The following is an 18851-nucleotide window of genomic DNA, read 5'->3' as shown; positions in this document are numbered from 1 at the left end:
ACAGCAATGACGGGACGTTTACAAGAAAAAGTAATCGTCATTACAGGTGCTTCTAGTGGAATTGGAGAGCAAGTTGCAATGCAGGTTGCAGAGCAAGGGGCGACGCCGGTATTAATGGCCCGAACAGAAGAGAAGCTACAAGCATTAGCAGACAAAATTAAAGAAACTTATAATACGCCTTGCTATTACTATGTATTAGATGTAAGTGAAGAAACGAAAGTACAATCTGTTTTTTCAAAGGTATTACAAGAAGTAGGACGTATTGATATATTGGTAAATAATGCGGGATTTGGTATTTTTAAAACGTTTGAAGATGCTTCAATGGATGAAGTAAAGGATATGTTTCAAGTAAATGTATTTGGATTAGTAGCTTGTACGAAAGCGGTATTACCTTATATGGTAAAAAGGAACGAAGGACAAATTATTAATATTGCTTCATTGGCTGGAAAAATTGCAACTCCGAAGTCGAGTGCTTATGCAGCAACAAAACACGCTGTATTAGGATTTACGAATAGTTTGCGCATGGAGTTATCTAACACAAATGTGTATGTAACAGCAATTAACCCGGGACCGATAGATACGAACTTTTTTGAAATAGCCGATCAATCAGGTACATATGTGAAAAATATGGGACGTTACATGTTAAAACCAACATATGTAGCAGAACAAATCGTAAAGGCGATGCAAACGAAAAAACGTGAAGTAAACTTGCCGAAGTGGATGGGAATGGGGCCAAAGCTCTACGCATTATTCCCAGGTTTATTTGAACGTGTTGCAGGCAAATCATTAAGTAAAAAATAGGAGATTTCCATATGGAAATCTCCTATTTTTTTATTTTCCAGTCACATAATCGTAAACGATATCCTCAACAGCCTCGTATACATCAATTTCAGTATTTGAATGAATTATCATTTGAATATATTTAATTAGCATTTCCTGATCCTCTTTTGAAACAGGATTACATTGATATTTCCGAAAACTTTTTATAATCATTTTCTCAATTAATTTTTCATTCATGTTTTTCCCCGCCTGTATGTATACATGTATTGTTTTATTGTACTTGAAGTGAAATGGAAATACTACTATACATTGTTTTTGCATAAAAATTCGATTGTGTATATTATTTTTCCAGTAAAATTAAGATTTTTAAGTTTTGAAAATTTTATAAATATTTAATTGACTCTATAAATATACAATATTATAATCATACTTAACTTAAAGAATCGATATGAGGAGGAGCTTATGAAAGTCGCAATTATTGGAGCAACTGGATATGGAGGAATTGAGTTAATTCGGTTATTAGAGCAACATCCGTATTTTTCGATAGCATCTCTCCATTCTTTTTCGCAAGTTGGCGAGTGTATAACAAATGTATACCCGCATTTTCGAAATGTTCTCGTACATACATTACAAGAAATTGATGTAAAGGCAATGGAGAAGGAAGCGAAAATCGTATTTTTAGCGACCCCGGCAGGAGTATCGGCAGAGTTAACTCCAAAATTATTAGCAGTAGGTTTAAAGGTAATTGACCTATCTGGAGACTATCGTATGATCGATCCTTCGTCATATGAACTGTGGTATAAAAGGCCAGCTGCACAAGAAGAAATTCTTAAGAAAGCAGTTTATGGGTTAAGCGAATGGAAAAGGTCCGAGATTCAAAATGCAGATTTAATTGCAAACCCAGGATGTTTTGCGACAGCTGCATTATTAGCGATAGCGCCGTTAGTACGTAGCGGAATGATTGAAGAAGATTCGATTATCATTGATGCAAAGTCAGGTGTATCTGGAGCAGGCAAAACTCCAACAACAATGACTCATTTTCCAGAGCTATATGATAACCTTCACATTTATAAAGTAAATCAGCATCAGCACGTTCCTGAGATTGAGCAAATGCTTGTAGAGTGGAATGATAAAGCGAAGCCAATCACATTTAATGCACATTTAATACCGATATCAAGAGGGATTATGGTTACACTCTATGCGAAAGTAAAACAAGAAATCAAAATGCAGCAACTTCAAACGTTGTATGAAGAAACGTATCACAATTCAGCTTTCGTTCGAATTCGTTCTCAAGGAGAATTTCCGAGTCCGAAAGAAGTAAGAGGCTCAAATTATTGTGATATTGGGATGGCTTACGATGAAAGAACAGAAAGAATTACAGTAGTTTCTGTGATAGACAATATGATGAAAGGCGCAGCAGGGCAAGCAGTTCAAAATGCAAATTTATTAGCGGGACTAGAAGAGACAACGGGTTTACAGCATATGCCGCTTTATCCATAAGGGGGAAATTATGATTAAAGCATCGTCTATTACAAAATTAGCAAATGGTTCAATTGTTACGCCGAAAGGCTTTTCGGCAATCGGTACTGCAAATGGTCTGAAAAAGGTGAAAAAAGATGTGGGTGCAATCGTTTGTGAGGTGCCAGCATCATGTGCCGCTGTGTATACAACAAATCAAATACAAGCAGCGCCGTTGCAAGTAACGAAGGATAGCATAGCGGCAGAAGGGAAATTACAAGCAATTGTTGTAAATAGCGGCAATGCAAATGCTTGTACGGGGATGAAAGGATTGCAAGATGCTTATGAGATGCGAACATTAGGAGCGGAACACTTTGGAGTAAAAGAAAAGTACGTTGCAGTCGCTTCAACAGGTGTAATTGGAGTACCTTTACCGATGGATATCATTCGAAAAGGAATTGAATCTCTTGTGCCAACAAAGGAAGTAAGTGAAGCTTATTCTTTTTGTGAAGCAATTTTAACGACAGACCTTATAACGAAAGAAACTTGCTATGAGATGATAATTGATGGGAAAGAAGTGAAAATTGCTGGGGTCGCAAAAGGTTCAGGGATGATCAAACCGAATATGGCAACGATGCTTAGTTTTATTACAACAGACGCCAATATAGAGCATGAAGTATTGCAAACAGCATTATCACAAATTACGAATCATACGTTTAATCAAATTACGGTGGACGGAGATACTTCTACAAATGATATGGTCATCGTTATGGCAAGTGGATTATCAGAAACGAAAACGATGAATATGGAACATGAAGACTGGGAAACTTTCTTAGTTGCTTTACAAAAGGTATGTGAAGATTTAGCGAAAAAAATTGCACAAGATGGTGAAGGTGCTACGAAGTTAATAGAAGTAAACGTGTTAGGGGCTAGAACAAATGAAGAAGCAAAGCAAATTGCAAAACAAATAGTCGGTTCAAGTCTTGTGAAAACAGCGATATATGGTGAGGATCCAAATTGGGGACGAATTATTAGTAGTATTGGACAAAGTAAAGTAACTATTAACCCAAATACAATTGATATCACTCTTCAATCTATCGCCGTATTAAAAAATAGTGAGCCTCAAATGTTTTCCGAAGAGGAAATGAAAAAGAAATTACAAGAACATGAAATAAAAATTGATGCGTGTTTACATTTAGGAGATGAAACGGGATCAGCTTGGGGCTGCGACTTAAGTTATGAATATGTGAAAATAAATGCTTGTTATCGTACATAAGGAGAGAGAAGATGAGTGATTATATTGTAGTTAAATGTGGCGGTAGCATGTTGAATCGATTAAATAGTGTGTTTTTTGATTGCATAAAGAAATTGCAAAATAAGTATAAGGTTGTTATTGTCCATGGCGGTGGCCCAGAAATTGATGCCAAGTTAGAAGACTCAAATATCAAGGTAGAAAAGAAAGATGGATTACGAGTAACGCCGAAAGAGGTTATGGATGTTGTTCAAATGGTGCTATGCGGAAGTACGAATAAAAAAATCGTAATGAATTTACAAAAACATAATTTACTTGCGGTGGGGCTTTCAGGATGTGACGGTAATTTACTTCAAGTTCAACCTGTTGGTGAGATAGGATATGTAGGAGAAGTAAGTTATGTAGAAACAGCCTTATTAAAAGGGTTGATAGATATGAATTATATTCCTGTTATTGCTCCAATCGGGATAAATGGTAATGAAGTTTATAACATTAATGCAGATACTGCTGCAGCTGGAATTGCATATGCACTATCCGCAAAAGAACTCATTTTTATAACGGACGTAGATGGAGTATTACACGAAGGAAGATTGGTAAAGAAAATGGATGAATATGAAATTCTTACTTTTATAGAACAAGGTGTCATTACAGGCGGGATGATCCCGAAAGTACAGGCGGCACTTACATCGTTAAAAATGGGAGTGAAAAAGGTTAGTATCGTAAATGGTACAAAGGATTTTGCCGAGGTCACAGGAAAGTGTGTTGGAACCACGGTAACGAAAGGAGTAAGTATCATATGACAAGTCATCTTTTTCAAACGTATGGCAGGAGAACTATTGAGTTTGTAAAGGGGAATGGAACAACAGTCATTGATAAAAATGGTACGCAATACTTAGATTTTACGTCGGGGATTGGCGTATGTAACTTAGGACATTGTCATCCTACTGTTGTAAAGGCAGTAGAAAAGCAACTTAGAAACATATGGCATATATCTAATTTGTTTACGAACTCCTTACAAGAAGAGGTCGCATCGTTATTAACAGAAGATACAGCATTAGATTATGTGTTTTTTTGTAATAGCGGGGCGGAGGCAAATGAAGCGGCTTTAAAGCTAGCACGTAAGCATACTGGAAAATCTCTCGTAGTAACATGTGAACAATCTTTTCACGGGAGAACATTTGGAACGATGAGTGCAACAGGGCAAGATAAAGTGAAAGAAGGATTCGGTCCATTACTTCCGTCTTTTTTACATACACCATTTAACGATATACAAGCATTAGAGGAAGTAATGAATGAAGAAGTTGCGGCGGTAATGGTAGAAGTTGTTCAAGGAGAAGGAGGAGTAATATTAGCTGATCCATCCTTTTTGAAGGAAATTGAAAAACTATGTAATCAGTACAATGCTCTTTTTATTATAGATGAAGTACAAACTGGAATAGGCAGGGCAGGAACACTATTCGCTTATGAGCAAATGGGAATAGGTCCTGATATCGTTACCATCGCAAAGGCGCTTGGGAATGGTATTCCAGTTGGAGCGATGATTGGCCGGAAAGAACTGGGTTCTTCTTTTACTGCAGGGTCACACGGTTCAACTTTCGGTGGGAATTATATCGCTATGACTGCAGCGAAAGAAGTATTGCAATTCATTAAGGAACAATCGTTTTTTAAAGAGGTACAGGAAAAGGGCGAGTACGTATTAAAGAAATTGCAAGAAGAATTACGACACGTTGAATGTGTTCAAAATATTCGTGGTAAGGGATTTATGATTGGAATCGAATGTAAGCATGAGGTTGCAAATTTCATAGAACAATTAGAAAAAGCAGGACTTCTCGTATTACAAGCAGGGCCTAATGTTATAAGACTATTACCACCACTTATTGTAACGAATGAAGAGCTAGAACAGGCAGTATATATGATAAAAGAAGTGGTTTGTACAAAAAATGCATCAATAATATAAGGGGGAAATTTCATGTCAACTGTACAAGTACCGAAATTAAATACGAAAGATCTTTTAACGTTAGAAGAATTGACGCAAGAAGAAATCATTTCTTTAATTGAGTTCGCTATATATTTAAAAAAGAACAAGCAGGAGCCTTTATTACAAGGGAAAATATTAGGTCTCATTTTTGATAAACATTCAACTCGCACTCGCGTTTCTTTTGAAGCAGGGATGGTACAGCTCGGAGGACATGGAATGTTTTTAAGTGGAAAAGAGATGCAAATTGGCAGAGGAGAAACGGTGTCAGATACTGCGAAAGTACTATCTCATTATATTGATGGAATTATGATACGTACATTCTCGCATGCAGATGTAGAAGAGCTTGCAAAAGAGTCCAGTATCCCAGTTATTAACGGTTTAACTGATGATCATCACCCTTGCCAAGCGTTGGCAGATTTAATGACGATATATGAAGAAGTTCATACGTTTAAAGGAATTAAATTAGCTTACGTAGGTGATGGGAATAATGTATGTCATTCGCTATTGCTAGCAAGTGCAAAAGTCGGAATGAATATGACTGTTGCGACTCCCGTAGGGTATGAACCGAATGAAGAAATTGTTAAAAAAGCGTTAGCGATTGCAGATGAAACAGGGGCTGAAATTGAGATTTTGCATAATCCTGAATTAGCGGTAAGTGGAGCGGATTTTATTTATACTGACGTTTGGATGAGTATGGGCCAAGAAGGAGAAGCAGAGAAATATACTTTATTCCAGCCTTTCCAAGTAAATAAAGAGCTTGTTATACATGCAAAGCAAACATATCGTTTCCTGCACTGTTTGCCTGCTCATCGTGAAGAAGAAGTAACTGGAGAGATTATAGATGGGCCACAGTCTATCGTTTTTGAGCAAGCTGGTAATCGACTGCATGCGCAAAAAGCTTTATTAGTGAGTTTGTTTAAAAATATAGAGGAGCCTTCCTAAAAGGAAGGTTTTTTTATGCTGAAATGTCTGATGTATATTTAGTTAATTATCTCTATATCATTTATAATAAAAAGAGAAAACTAATTTTATCCCGCTATTTGCCGGGCAGTAAAACTCCCACCTCAAAATTCGGCTGGAGCAAAGAAGTTAGGTGGGAGATAAACTGCCCGTAAACGCCCGATTGGTGAAGGCTAATAATCAGTGGGGGATGAACAAAACCCCCACTGATTATAGTTTCACTTTATTTTTCATATCATGTAAGGACATACTAGATAAAAAAATATAGTTAAAGAGATGATGAATTTGAAAACAACTAAGAAAACATATTCGTTTTTTCAGCGAATGTGGAGAATATTAAAGTTTCAATATTTTAAGTTGCTTCGATCGCCAGAAGGAGCAAAGAAAGTGTCGTTAGGTTTTGCTATTGGATTTGGTTTAGAAATGTTGGTGATTTATACGGCATCGCTCGTATATTTAATATTTTATCCAATTGTCAGGTTAGCAAAGGGATCTTTTCCAGCCGCAGTCATTGGTAATATTATTGGGAAAATATCGTTTCTCCCAGTATTTTTATTTCCGTTTGCTTATGCATTAGGGAAAATGATTTATCCATTTGATGTACAGAAAATACATCATGAACCATTTACGATATCAAATTTGTTTTCGAGCCATATTTTTACGATGTTAAAGAGCTTATTACAGAGTGAAGTATATGTATTAATTGGTATGACGATAATAGGAATTGTGTTTGGGGTAATTTCATATTTCGTAGTGCATTATTTATATGAAAAGAATCGTAAGTTACGTTTGAAGAAAAGAAAGAAACAAGTGAGAGAACCACTTGTACAAATATAAAGAATGTCACATTCATTTTCTCCTTTGAATATGTTTAAGAAAAAGGGGGAGAGAATGAATGTATTATTACTACGTACCTCAAGTATATCCGTATACAAATTATTATGCTGTAAATGATATGAGGCAGCAATTCGGAGTGTATCCACAGCAACAAATACAGCAAATGCAACAGCCTCAGCAGCAACCTGTTCAAGAACAAAAGCCGTATTTAATGACATGGCCATATTCAAATGTATACTATGGTAATTATTACGAATCATAAAGCTGCTTCTATTTAGAAGCAGCTTTATGCGTTTGTTTTCAAAATTAAATTTTGAATGGTTTTAAGAGAATGAATGAGCTTTTCACGCTCTTCCTCAGATAATGTTTGAAAATTTTCTTTTAGTTTGTCTAAAATGAATTGCTGATACTGATTTACTAGCAATTTCCCTTCAGTTGTTAGGGAAATTAAAATGACCCGTCGATCTTTTTCGCTATAATGACGCTCTATTAGTTCTTCTTGAATAAGTTTGTTTAATAGAGGGGTCATGTTAGGCCGTGAAATCGCTAGCCGCTTGCCAATTTCTGAAACTGCTAATGTACCATTTTCATGCAAAAGCAGTAACACTTGCGTATGTGATGGCGGCATATGTCTTTGAGAAGAAAACTCTCCAGGAAGCATAAATTTGCGATAAAAAAGAGGCACTAGCGAAAGAAGATGATCAACAATACGTTCCCACTCGCGTGATTCCATATAACGGCCCCCTTCCACTATCATTGTAACAAAAAAGACAAGGTATAAAAATAGAATTGTTTCATGGTAGCCTTAATATTTGTAGGATAACACTTGCTTTGTAAATGTATTGGCAATAATCGTATAACCGTTATCATTTGGGTGTACTTGGTCAAATAGTAACTCTTTTTTATCATTCGATATTAATTTGCGAATTGGTAAAACGATCGACGGTTGATGTGCTTTTGAAATAGAATAAATAGAATCATTCCAACCGTCTAAAAACATATCTGCATAACTTGCGATGGAGTCATCTAGTTGTAAAGGGTTATAGAGTTCAGAGAGAATGAGTAAAGCATTCGGATTTTGATCTCGAACGGTCTTTACAATATTTTTTACATCCGTTTCAAAACGGGCTTTTTCTTTATTTAACATTTTAATACCATCTATAACACCTACATCACGATTTAAGCGGAATAAATTATTTCCTCCAATACTAATAGTAATGATATTTGCTTCCCTAATTTTTTGTTGAACTTCTTCTGACTGGACTTTCTTAACGAGACGATCTGTAGTGAGACCATTTACACCGAGGTTTTCTACCGTAATTGGTTTATGAATTTGTCCTTCTAATTGTCTAGAAGCTAATTCGGCAAATCCCCCTTGTGTAGAGCCATATCCTTTTGCAAGTGAATCACCTAATACGAGGTGATAAAAAGAGTCACTCGTTTGCTTATCAATCCAACCCGGAGCAGATGTTTTTTCTGCTTTTCCTTCAGTTTCTTTTTGTTCTATTTCATCGTTCCTTTCAAAATTAGAACAAGAAATGATTAGAAGGAGGAGACAAACAATTGTTAAGATGACTTTTTTCATAAATTCATCCTCCTTGTAATTGGTAATTGTATCATATTCAGCAGTATAAGCAATGTAAGGGCATAGTATATATTTATGAAAAATTCACAATAACTTTACAGAAAATTTGTAGAAGTATGTCAAAAAATATTGACGGTATGAAAGAACTTTAGATATGATAATGTCAGATAAAGTGAAAATCATCGCTCTAATAGAAGCAAAAAGGTATGTGGTTAGGGACTGATAGAGATTCATTTCATTATTTTGGGGTAATTGTATAAGGGGGATTTTTTGTGAAAAAGTCAACAAAAATGCTAGCTGGAGCAACACTTGCTATTGGCGTTATAGCACCGCAAGTGCTGCCGACAACAGCTCATGCAGAGGAAAAAGCTGGGGAGAGTACAGTTAACTTACGAATTTTAGAAACATCAGATATTCACGTTAACTTAATGAATTACGATTATTATCAAACGAAAACAGATAATAAAGTAGGTCTCGTGCAAACTGCAACACTTGTTAATAAAGCGCGTGAAGAAGCGAAGAACTCTGTCTTATTTGATGATGGGGATGCATTACAAGGTACGCCACTTGGGGATTATGTGGCGAATAAAATAAATGATCCGAAAAAGCCGGTTGATCCGAGTTATGTACATCCATTATATCGTCTAATGAATTTAATGAAGTATGACGTCATCTCTCTTGGAAACCATGAATTTAACTATGGCTTAGATTATTTAAACAAAGTAATTAGTAAAACGGAATTCCCAGTTATTAACTCGAACGTCTATAAAGACGATCACGATAATAATGAAGAGAACGATAAAAATTACTTTAAACCATATCATATTTTTGAAAAAGAAGTAGAGGATGAATCTGGTCAAAAGCAAAAGGTGAAAATTGGTGTAATGGGATTTGTTCCACCTCAAGTTATGAACTGGGATAAAGCAAATTTAGAAGGAAAAGTAAAAGCGAAAGATATTGTTCAAACAGCGAAGAACATGGTACCGAAAATGAAAGAAGAAGGTGCAGACGTTATCGTTGCGTTAGCTCATTCAGGTGTTGATAAGAGTGGATACAACGTTGGAATGGAAAATGCATCGTATTATTTAACAGAAATTCCTGGTGTTGATGCAGTATTAATGGGACACTCACATACTGTAGTAACAGATACATTTAATGGTGTTCCGGTTGTAATGCCAGGTGTTTTTGGAAGTAATTTAGGGATTATTGATATGCAATTGAAAAAGGTAGACGGAAAATGGCAAGTACAAAAAGAGCAATCTAAACCACAAGTTCGTCCAATTGCTGATAATAAAGGGAATCCATTAGTAGAATCCGATCAAAAACTAGTTAATGAAATTAAAGATGATCATGAAGCAACAATTAACTATGTAAATACAGCTGTAGGTAAAACGACAGCACCAATTAATAGTTATTTTTCATTAGTACAAGATGATCCTTCCGTACAACTTGTGACGAATGCACAAAAATGGTATGTAGAAAAGTTATTCGCTGAAAACGGACAATATAGTAAATATAAAGGAATTCCGGTATTATCCGCAGGAGCACCATTTAAAGCAGGTGGCCGAAACGGTGCTACATATTATACGGATATTCCAGCAGGGACGTTAGCAATTAAAAACGTAGCGGATTTATATGTATATCCAAATACATTATATGCTGTAAAAGTAAGCGGGGCACAAGTGAAAGAATGGCTTGAAATGTCTGCTGGTCAATTTAATCAAATTGATTCAAAGAAAACAGAAGAACAGCCACTAGTAAATATAGGTTATCCTACATATAATTTTGATGTTTTAGATGGCTTAAAATACGAAATTGACGTAACGCAACCAGCGAAATACGATAAAGATGGCAAAGTTGTAAATGAAAATACGAATCGTATTGTAAATATGACGTATGAAGGTAAGCCTGTAGCTGACAATCAAGAGTTCATTGTAGCTACAAATAACTATCGCGGAAGTAGCCAAACGTTCCCTGGTGTAAGTAAAGGCGAAGTTGTATACCAATCGCAAGATGAAACACGTCAGATTATTGTGAAGTACATGCAAGAAACACCAGTTATTAATCCAGCAGCAGATCAAAATTGGGCGTTTAAACCGATTATTGCAGATAAATTAAATACAACATTTGATTCTTCACCAAATGCACAAAAATATATAAAGAAAGATGGAAAAATATCATATGTTGGACCATCTGAAAATGAATTCGCTAAATATGCAATTGATATAACGAAGAAGAACGACGGTGATAAGGAAACTGGTGGAGAGAATCCAACGACACCGCCAACAGGTGATGGCAATAATGGAGAGAATCCAACGACACCACCAACAGGTGATGGCAATAATGGGGAGAATCCAACGGCACCGCCAACAGATGAAGGTAATAATGGAAATGAACCAAAACAAGATGGAAACAACGCAGGATCTGGACAAACTACAACGGATAATCAAAATACAAAAGAAACAACAACTGTAAGTGAAAATAAAGAGGAACGTGATTTACCGAAAACAGGTGCGAGTATTGCTTCTACAATTGGAGCTGGTCTGGCGTTTGTTGGAGCGGGATTACTTATGTTATTTAGAAGAAAGAAAGCAAATAAATAGATAGTAAAGTGTTGTATGAAAAAAAGGATTACCGATTACGGTAATCCTTTTTTTATTCTATATTATGAAACTGGTACTGCTTTTTCTTTCTTCCATGAAAGACCAAATCCAGTGAAACCAACAATAATTGTTAAGACTGGGCAAGCTAAACAGAAGATTGCGTATGGAACATAATCGAATGTTGGAACGCTAAGGACGTTTGTTAAGAATACGCCGCTTACACCCCATGGTACGAGCGGATTAATTACTGTACCAGCATCTTCTAATACTCGTGATAAATTACGACGTTCTAAACCGACTTCATCGTATTTGTTAGCGAATGCTTGTCCTGTTAAAACGATTGATAAGTATTGTTCACCAAGTAAGAAGTTTACACCAATTGCAGTGAAAGCGGTAGAGACGATTAAGCGTGTACTATTTTTTACGAAGCTAGAGATGATATTCATCAGCTGCGTGATAATGCCCATTCCTTGTAGTAAACCACCCATACAAAGAGCTAGGAAAATAAGAGCAATTGACATCATCATACTTTGTAAACCACCGCGAGATAATAAGCTATCAATATCTTTTATACCAGTTTTAGAAACGTAACCATCTTGCATAATTTTCATTAAATCAGCTAAAGAAGTACTAGGGTTAAAAATAAAGAGAATGATGATCCCTACTACGATTCCTGCAAGTAATGTTGGAACTGCGGGTACTTTCTTAAATGCGAATAGGAACAGTAATAAAATCGGAATAAGTGTAACGATAGAAATCGTTGCATTTTTTTCTAACGTACTAATAAAGTTTGTGAAATCAACGTCTCCTCTAGTGCCGCTTCCTAAAATGAAAAATGCGATAAAAGCAATAATGAAAGCAGGGACTGTTGTCCAAAGCATGTTGCGAATATGTTCAAATAAATCTACACCAGTTACAGCTGGAGCTAAGTTTGTTGTATCAGATAAAGGAGACATTTTATCCCCAAAGAATGCACCAGAAATAATTGCACCAGCAATAAGAGCTGGATCGTATCCGAGAGCACTACCCATTCCCATAAAGGCAAGCCCTACTGTTGCTGCAGTTGTAAATGCACTACCGATACTTGTTCCAACAATTGCACAAACAACAAAAACAGTAGGAACGAAAATTTTTGGAGATACAAGTTGGAATCCGTATACCATTAAAGTTGGAATTGTTCCAGCTGCGATCCAAACACTAATTAATACTCCTACAAGTAAGAAAATAAAAATAGATGGAATACCAGCTGAAATACTACTTATCATCCCTTTTTCCATAGTAGACCAAGAGATTTTTTTCATAAATCCAAACGCTAATAAAATAACGATGCCGAATAAAATTGGGATATGTGGTGAAACTTCTAATTGAATAACACTAAAGCCAATACAGAAAAAGATAAAAAATGTTAAAAGAATAGATTCAATTTTTGAAATCATTGTTTTCCCCTCCTAATTAATCTAAAATAGCTCTTTTTTATATAAAATTCGCCAATACTGTATATCTCCTTTTAAAATTTAGAATTTTTCGACAAATTACCGGTAATTGTTTTTCATCATAAAGTTTAAATAATCGGGATTTATCAAGCTTTGTATCTCTCCTATCTCAAATTTTTAGGATAATCGCTCAATAAAGATTGGAATAAAAAAACGCCCCTGCATATAATTATGCAGGGACGAAGAAATCGCGGTACCACCCTAGCTTGTGAAAGGAATGTATCACAAAATAAAGGGCCATATGATATGCGCTAATAAAATAAAAACGCCCCTGCAATATATGCAGGGACGAAAAATTCGCGGTACCACCCTAAATTGTGAAACAGTGTCGTTTCACCACTCTTTAGACATAACGGTCTAAACCGTCTTTCACTACTCCTCACGTTTCGTAAAAGAAGCTCCAGGGGGTAATTCATAAATCGCTCTGTACTGGTTCGCACCGACCACCAGCTCTCTGAAATCAGAAAACGAAGTACTACTAAATCCTATCAACGCCGATTCATATGATGTTAGTTAAATTTTTATCATATATTCATCATACATGTCAATAAAAATATTCGATATTTTTTTAGGGGAATAAAGGAAAAATGTTTTTAATGCTGTAAAAATGTGCGTTATAATGAATTTGAAAGGGGAGGAAAGAGTGAAGAAAAAAATAATTCTTTTTACCACCTTACTAGTCGTTGGCGGAAGTGCTGGAATTTACACAGCTTTTGCAGCTGAATCAGAGCAGTCGAAACAAAAGCAAATACAGCAGTCAGAAGTGAAGAAAGTGAAAGAAACTGAAGAGAAGAAATCGATGGAAAAATCAGCTGCAAAACTAGGAGTTTCTACTGAAGGGAAAACAAAAGAAGAGATTACGAAAGAAGTAGATACCGCTAGGTTTGAGCAGCGCCATGATTTATTAATTGAGCATGCTAAGCAACTTGGAATTGATACAGAAGGAAAAAAAGAGGAAGAGATTATTTTAGAAATTGGAAAGATACAACATGGAAAGTAGAACAACTTATCGTATGATAAGTTGTTCTTTTTTAAGAACTATTTGATTTAAAAATAATTGACAGTCATTTGTTTTTAATGTTAACTATATTTATAAACAAGTTAACATTAGGGGTGACAATTGTGGCTGTTAATAGTAACACGAGTGAAAAATCGTCTTATACATATGAAGAATTATCGAAGAAGAATAAAGATTACGTATGGCACCCATTTACACAAATGAAAGATTATTTAGAAGAAGATCCTGTCATTATTGAACGTGGAGAGGGAAGAAAGCTATACGATGTAAATGGAAATGAATATTGGGACGGTGTTTCGTCTATTTGGTTAAATGTTCATGGGCATCAAGTACCGGAACTAGATGAGGCAATTCGTGAGCAATTAAATAAAATTGCTCATTCTACTATGTTAGGACTTGCTAACGTTCCATCTATTTTATTAGCAGAAAAAATAATTGATGTTGTACCAGAAGGCTTGAAGAAAGTATTTTATTCAGACTCTGGTTCTACCGCTGTTGAAATTGCAATTAAGATGGCTTTTCAATATTGGCAGCACAAAGGGAAACCGAGAAAACAAAGATTTGTTACATTAAAAGAAGCGTATCACGGTGATACAATTGGAGCAGTTTCAGTAGGAGCGATAGACTTGTTTCACCAAGTGTATAGTTCACTATTATTTGAGGCAATTAAAATGCCGTATCCGTATACATATCGTTCTCCTTATGGAAATAACAAGGAAGAAATTGTGAATAAGCATTTAGAAGAAATGGAAGAATTGCTGAAAGAAAAACATGAAGAAATTGCAGCAATTATTGTAGAACCTTTAATGCAAGGTGCTGGAGGCATGATTACAATGCCAAAAGGATATTTAAAAGGGCTACGTAATTTATGTACAAAATATAATGTTTTATTTATTACAGATGAGGTAGCGACTGGGTTTGGGCGTACGGGGAAAATGTTTGCGTGTGAACATGAAAATGTGACGCCGGACATTTTAACAGCTGGGAAAGGTTTAACAGGTGGATATTTACCAATTGCTGTTACGGTAACGACAGACGAAATATATAATGCCTTCTTAGGAGAGTATGAGGAACAAAAAACATTTTTCCATGGGCATAGTTACACAGGTAATCCGTTAGGGTGTGCGGTAGCAATTGCGAATCTAGAACTATATGAAAAAACTAATTTAATAGAATCTGTTGCGCATAAAACAGAATATGTAGCGGGGCAATTAGAAGCGCTTAATGAATATAAGCACGTAGGTGATATTCGTCAGTGCGGATTAATGATTGGTATTGAACTTGTGAAAAATAAAGAAATGAAAGAATCGTATGAATGGACAGAAAGAGTCGGTGTTCAAGTATGTAAACGCTCAAGAGAGTTAGGCATGATTTTACGTCCGCTTGGTAACACCATTGTATTTATGCCTCCTCTTGCATCTACAATTGCTGAAATTGATGAGATGTTACGCATTTTATATAAAGCAATCTCGGATGTTACGGAGGAAGAATAATGAGTGGTTTTTTCATAACGGCAACTGATACTGAAGTTGGAAAAACTGTGGTTGCAGGTGCGTTAGCAGGTGTATTTAGAGAATTGGGATATAACGTAGGGGTATATAAACCGTTGCAAAGTGGACATGCTGCATCAAACGCAGAGGGAGATGCAGCAAGGTTAAAAGCCTTATCGGGTGTATCGACAAGAGAAGAAGAAATTTGTCCGTATTCTATTGAAGAACCACTTGCTCCGAGACTTGCTATGAAAAGAGCTGAAAGGACAGTAACGTTAAAAGAAATTACTGATCACTATAATGAACTACTAAAAGAGTTTAATAGCCTATTTGTAGAAGGGGCTGGTGGGCTTGCAGTCCCATATACAGAAGATGCTTTAGTAATCGATTTTGCAAAAGAATTACAGCTTCCTCTTATTGTAGTAGCGCGTCCTACACTAGGAACAGTGAATCATACTGTCTTAACGATTTCTTATGCAAGGGCACATGGCTTAACAGTAGCAGGTGTCATTTTGTCTGGTTGTAAAGAATGTGAAAAAGAAAGAGTACAAGAAAACAAAGAAATGATTGAAGAGTTGAGCGGGGTACCGGTTTTAGGTTTATTACCATTCCTTGAAGGTGATTTTACTAGGGAAGAATTATTGGAATCGGCAAAAGAACATATTATGATTTCAAAATTAGAGGAGTCCATCCAAAATGAATCAAAAGTGGCGCGCGCATCTTCAATCTAAAATAGAACAATTAAGAGAGCAAGGACAGTATCGTAATTTGCATGTGACAGAGAAAGCGGAAGAGACATGGCTTATTCGAAATGAGAAAAGGATGCTAAATTTAGCGTCAAATAATTATTTAGGGTTAGCTGGAGATGAAAGGTTGAAAGAAGCTGCTATTGCTTGCACAAGAAAATATGGAACTGGAGCGACAGCATCTCGTCTCGTTGTAGGAAATTATCCACTGTATGAAGAGGTTGAGAGAAGTATATGCAACTGGAAAGGTACTGAAAGAGCGTTAATCGTAAATAGTGGGTATACAGCAAATGTAGGTGTACTATCTTCTTTAGCTGGTCGTCATGATATTGTTTTTAGTGATAAATTAAATCACGCAAGTATTGTTGATGGAATTATATTAAGCGGTGCAGAACATAAAAGGTATCGTCATAATGATTTGGATCATTTAGAGAAGATGTTGAAAGTAGCGTCACCTGAAAAGAGGAAATTAATCGTAACTGATACTGTTTTTAGTATGGATGGTGATACTGCATATTTGAGAGATTTAGTGAAGCTGAAAGAGAAATACGGGGCAATCATTATAGTTGATGAAGCACATGCGAGTGGAATATATGGAATCGGTGGAGCTGGATTATCTCATATAGAAAAAAATCTTGCTCAAAAAATCGATATACATATGGGGACGTTTAGCAAGGCTTTAGGGTGTTATGGTGCGTATTTAACAGGTGATGCAATTTATATAGAGTACTTACAAAATATGATGAGAAGCTTTGTTTTTACTACAGCTTTACCACCAGGAGCATTAGGAGCAGTGCAAAAAGCAATTGAGATTGTAAAAGAAGATAACGAAAGAAGAGAGAACCTTATAGCGAGTGGTGCATATTTCAGGACGCATTTACAAGAAGCTGGTTTTGACATTGGGAATAGCTCAACTCATATTGTACCAATTGTAGTCGGTTCAAATGAAAATGCTTTACGGTTTAGTGAAAGATTACAAGAGATAGGTATCGCAGCCATTGCAATTCGTCCGCCAACTGTTCCGATTGGTAGTTCCCGAATTCGCTTTGCTGTTACGTCACAACATACAATGGCGGATTTAAAATGGGCCATTCAGCATATTATACGCATCGGTAAAGAAGAGGGGTTTTTAGTATGAAAGAGCTAAAGGTTATTTTTATTCCTGGGTGGGGAATGGAAGAAGATGTTTGGACTTTTGTACTTCCGTATTTTAAAGACTATCCTGTTCAATGTTTAGATTGGCGTAATGTGAAAGAACAAAGTGAATTTGCGGGACGAATAATAGAGGTAGCACGTGATGAAAATGTAATTTTAGTTGGATGGTCATTAGGAGCATTAGCGGCAATTCAAGCTTATAAAAAGATTAAGGCGAAAGGTATTGTACTAATTGGTGGTACTGCTAAATTTACAAATACGAGCGACTATACAAGCGGATGGAATTCTTTGCATGTAGAACGTATGAAAAAGAATTTAACGAGAAAGAAAGAAGATACTTTGAATCGTTTCTATGAAAATATGTTTACAAAAAATGAGCTGAAGGAGAATACGAGTTTTAAAGAGATTGCGCTGAATTTTAAAGGGGACTCGATTCAGTCTTTACAATTAGGCTTAGATTATTTAATAGAAACAGATATGAGAAACGAATTAACAGATATCAAAGTCCCGTTGTTACTTCTTCATGGAGAACAGGATGTGATATGTCCATTATCCGCAGCTCATAATATGACGGAGAATACGAATGCTACGCTAAAAGTAGTAAGCGGGGCTGGTCATGCATTATGTGTAACGAATTTCGAATATTGCGCGAATGAGATAATCCAATTTGTAGAGGGGATACGACATGATCAACAAAACGTTACTACAAAAACGGTTTAATGGGGCAGCCGTATCTTACGATCAATATGCAAATGTACAAAAAAAGATGGCACATTCGTTACTTTCTATATTGAAGCGGCGATATAGTGAAACATCATCAATACGTATTTTAGAACTTGGATGCGGGACAGGTTATGTCACAGAGCAATTATCAAAGTTATTTCCAAAAGCACAAATTACAGCCGTTGATTTTGCTGAAAGTATGATTACGATTGCAAAAACTAGACAAAATACCGAAAATGTGACGTTTCATTGTGAGGATATTGAACGATTACGATTAGAAGAATCATATGATGTTATTATTTCGAATGCCACATTTCAATGGCTTAACAATGTAAAACAAGTGATAAGAAATTTATTTCATCATTTGTCTACAGATGGGATAGTACTCTTTTCCACCTTTGGACAAGAAACTTTTCAAGAGCTCCATGCTTCGTTTCAGCGAGCGAAAGAGGAAAAAAACATTCAAAATGAAACTTTGATTGGTCAACGTTTTTATTCGAAAGATCAGTTGCTTCATATATGCAAGATAGAAACAGGGGATGTGCATGTTTCTGAAACATGTTACATAGAAAGATTTGCAGAAGTTAGGGAATTCCTACATTCTATTCGAAAAGTAGGAGCGACCAATAGTAATGAAGAGTCTTATTGTCAAAGCCCTTCACTCTTTCGTACGATGCTTCGTATATACGAAAGAGACTTCACGGAAAAAGAAGGGATAGTAGCAACATATCATGCTTTATTTACGTATATAACAAAAGAGGGGAAGAGATGAA

General features: G+C 35.9%; 19 protein-coding genes and 1 other annotated feature. Of the genes, 15 read left to right on the top strand and 4 right to left on the bottom strand.

What is annotated here, in order from left to right:
• The first annotated feature begins 6 nt into the window (after positions 1–6).
• Positions 7–801, top strand: a complete 795-nt coding sequence (locus tag MHB76_RS19510) for an SDR family oxidoreductase (RefSeq protein WP_002199407.1) — start codon at positions 7–9, stop codon at positions 799–801.
• Between the two features lie 30 nt (positions 802–831).
• Here MHB76_RS19510 and MHB76_RS19505 read toward each other — a convergent pair whose 3' ends face one another.
• Positions 832–1017 carry a YqzH family protein gene (locus MHB76_RS19505; RefSeq protein WP_078172849.1) on the bottom strand — a complete coding sequence of 62 codons (186 nt, stop codon included), beginning with the start codon at positions 1015–1017 and terminating at the stop codon, positions 832–834.
• A gap of 225 nt (positions 1018–1242) precedes the next feature.
• Here MHB76_RS19505 and argC point away from each other — a divergent pair, with 225 nt between their 5' ends.
• From argC to MHB76_RS19470, 7 genes are all read left to right on the top strand, one after another.
• A complete protein-coding gene (argC, locus tag MHB76_RS19500) occupies positions 1243–2280 on the top strand; it encodes an N-acetyl-gamma-glutamyl-phosphate reductase (RefSeq protein WP_078172850.1) in 1038 nt (345 codons plus the stop codon).
• 10 nt (positions 2281–2290) lie between these two features.
• On the top strand, positions 2291–3514 hold the full coding sequence (gene argJ / locus MHB76_RS19495) for a bifunctional glutamate N-acetyltransferase/amino-acid acetyltransferase ArgJ (RefSeq protein WP_016106113.1): 1224 nt from the start codon (positions 2291–2293) through the stop codon (positions 3512–3514).
• Positions 3515–3525: 11 nt separating this feature from the next.
• A complete protein-coding gene (argB, locus tag MHB76_RS19490) occupies positions 3526–4290 on the top strand; it encodes an acetylglutamate kinase (RefSeq protein WP_340987424.1) in 765 nt (254 codons plus the stop codon).
• Positions 4287–5447, top strand: coding sequence for an acetylornithine transaminase (locus MHB76_RS19485; protein ID WP_016106111.1), 1161 nt, complete (start codon positions 4287–4289; stop codon positions 5445–5447). The genes argB and MHB76_RS19485 overlap by 4 nt, the downstream gene beginning before the upstream one ends.
• A gap of 12 nt (positions 5448–5459) precedes the next feature.
• Entirely contained in the window at positions 5460–6410 is a 951-nt protein-coding gene (gene argF, locus MHB76_RS19480; protein WP_016106110.1) for an ornithine carbamoyltransferase, read from the top strand.
• Positions 6411–6713: 303 nt separating this feature from the next.
• Positions 6714–7265: a DUF2062 domain-containing protein gene (locus MHB76_RS19475; protein ID WP_016106109.1), complete on the top strand. Its 552-nt coding sequence runs from the start codon at positions 6714–6716 to the stop codon at positions 7263–7265.
• Positions 7266–7323: 58 nt separating this feature from the next.
• Entirely contained in the window at positions 7324–7527 is a 204-nt protein-coding gene (locus tag MHB76_RS19470; RefSeq protein WP_002067000.1) for a hypothetical protein, read from the top strand.
• 24 nt (positions 7528–7551) lie between these two features.
• Here the strand turns inward: MHB76_RS19470 and MHB76_RS19465 are convergent, their stop codons facing one another.
• Positions 7552–7998 carry a MarR family winged helix-turn-helix transcriptional regulator gene (locus MHB76_RS19465; protein WP_002111682.1) on the bottom strand — a complete coding sequence of 149 codons (447 nt, stop codon included), beginning with the start codon at positions 7996–7998 and terminating at the stop codon, positions 7552–7554.
• A 72-nt stretch (positions 7999–8070) separates the two neighbouring features.
• A complete protein-coding gene (locus tag MHB76_RS19460) occupies positions 8071–8850 on the bottom strand; it encodes a GDSL-type esterase/lipase family protein (RefSeq protein WP_016106108.1) in 780 nt (259 codons plus the stop codon).
• Between the two features lie 272 nt (positions 8851–9122).
• On the opposite strand from MHB76_RS19460, the gene cpdB reads away from it, so the two are divergent.
• Positions 9123–11453: a bifunctional 2',3'-cyclic-nucleotide 2'-phosphodiesterase/3'-nucleotidase gene (cpdB, locus tag MHB76_RS19455; RefSeq protein ID WP_078172852.1), complete on the top strand. Its 2331-nt coding sequence runs from the start codon at positions 9123–9125 to the stop codon at positions 11451–11453.
• Between the two features lie 62 nt (positions 11454–11515).
• Here cpdB and nhaC read toward each other — a convergent pair whose 3' ends face one another.
• Positions 11516–12889 (bottom strand): Na+/H+ antiporter NhaC, encoded by a 1374-nt coding sequence (nhaC, locus tag MHB76_RS19450; protein ID WP_002160581.1) that lies wholly within the window; start codon positions 12887–12889, stop codon positions 11516–11518.
• Between the two features lie 338 nt (positions 12890–13227).
• Positions 13228–13447: a binding site (T-box leader), on the bottom strand.
• Positions 13448–13589: 142 nt separating this feature from the next.
• On the opposite strand from nhaC, the gene MHB76_RS19445 reads away from it, so the two are divergent.
• The 6 genes from MHB76_RS19445 (at position 13590) to bioC (ending at position 18850) form a co-directional block, all read left to right on the top strand.
• A complete protein-coding gene (locus MHB76_RS19445) occupies positions 13590–13946 on the top strand; it encodes a hypothetical protein (RefSeq protein ID WP_002111675.1) in 357 nt (118 codons plus the stop codon).
• 77 nt (positions 13947–14023) lie between these two features.
• Positions 14024–15457: an adenosylmethionine--8-amino-7-oxononanoate transaminase gene (gene bioA / locus MHB76_RS19440; RefSeq protein ID WP_078172853.1), complete on the top strand. Its 1434-nt coding sequence runs from the start codon at positions 14024–14026 to the stop codon at positions 15455–15457.
• The gene (gene bioD, locus MHB76_RS19435) at positions 15457–16185 is read left to right on the top strand and encodes a dethiobiotin synthase (RefSeq protein WP_078172854.1); all 729 of its coding nucleotides are present in this window, start codon (positions 15457–15459) and stop codon (positions 16183–16185) included. Before bioA ends, bioD begins: the two co-directional genes overlap by 1 nt.
• Complete coding sequence (gene bioF, locus MHB76_RS19430; protein ID WP_078172855.1) at positions 16151–17338, top strand: 8-amino-7-oxononanoate synthase; 1188 nt, start codon at positions 16151–16153, stop codon at positions 17336–17338. The genes bioD and bioF overlap by 35 nt, the downstream gene beginning before the upstream one ends.
• Positions 17335–18075: an alpha/beta fold hydrolase gene (locus MHB76_RS19425; RefSeq protein WP_078180676.1), complete on the top strand. Its 741-nt coding sequence runs from the start codon at positions 17335–17337 to the stop codon at positions 18073–18075. The genes bioF and MHB76_RS19425 overlap by 4 nt, the downstream gene beginning before the upstream one ends.
• Complete coding sequence (gene bioC, locus MHB76_RS19420; RefSeq protein ID WP_078172857.1) at positions 18041–18850, top strand: malonyl-ACP O-methyltransferase BioC; 810 nt, start codon at positions 18041–18043, stop codon at positions 18848–18850. Before MHB76_RS19425 ends, bioC begins: the two co-directional genes overlap by 35 nt.
• Position 18851: the final 1 nt, after the last annotated feature.

The organism is Bacillus sp. FSL M7-1345 (assembly GCF_038006985.1).
Lineage (GTDB): Bacteria > Bacillota > Bacilli > Bacillales > Bacillaceae_G > Bacillus_A > Bacillus_A cereus_U.
The sequence above is the reverse complement of the archived record's forward strand: the minus strand, read 5'-3'. Positions and strand labels throughout refer to the sequence as shown.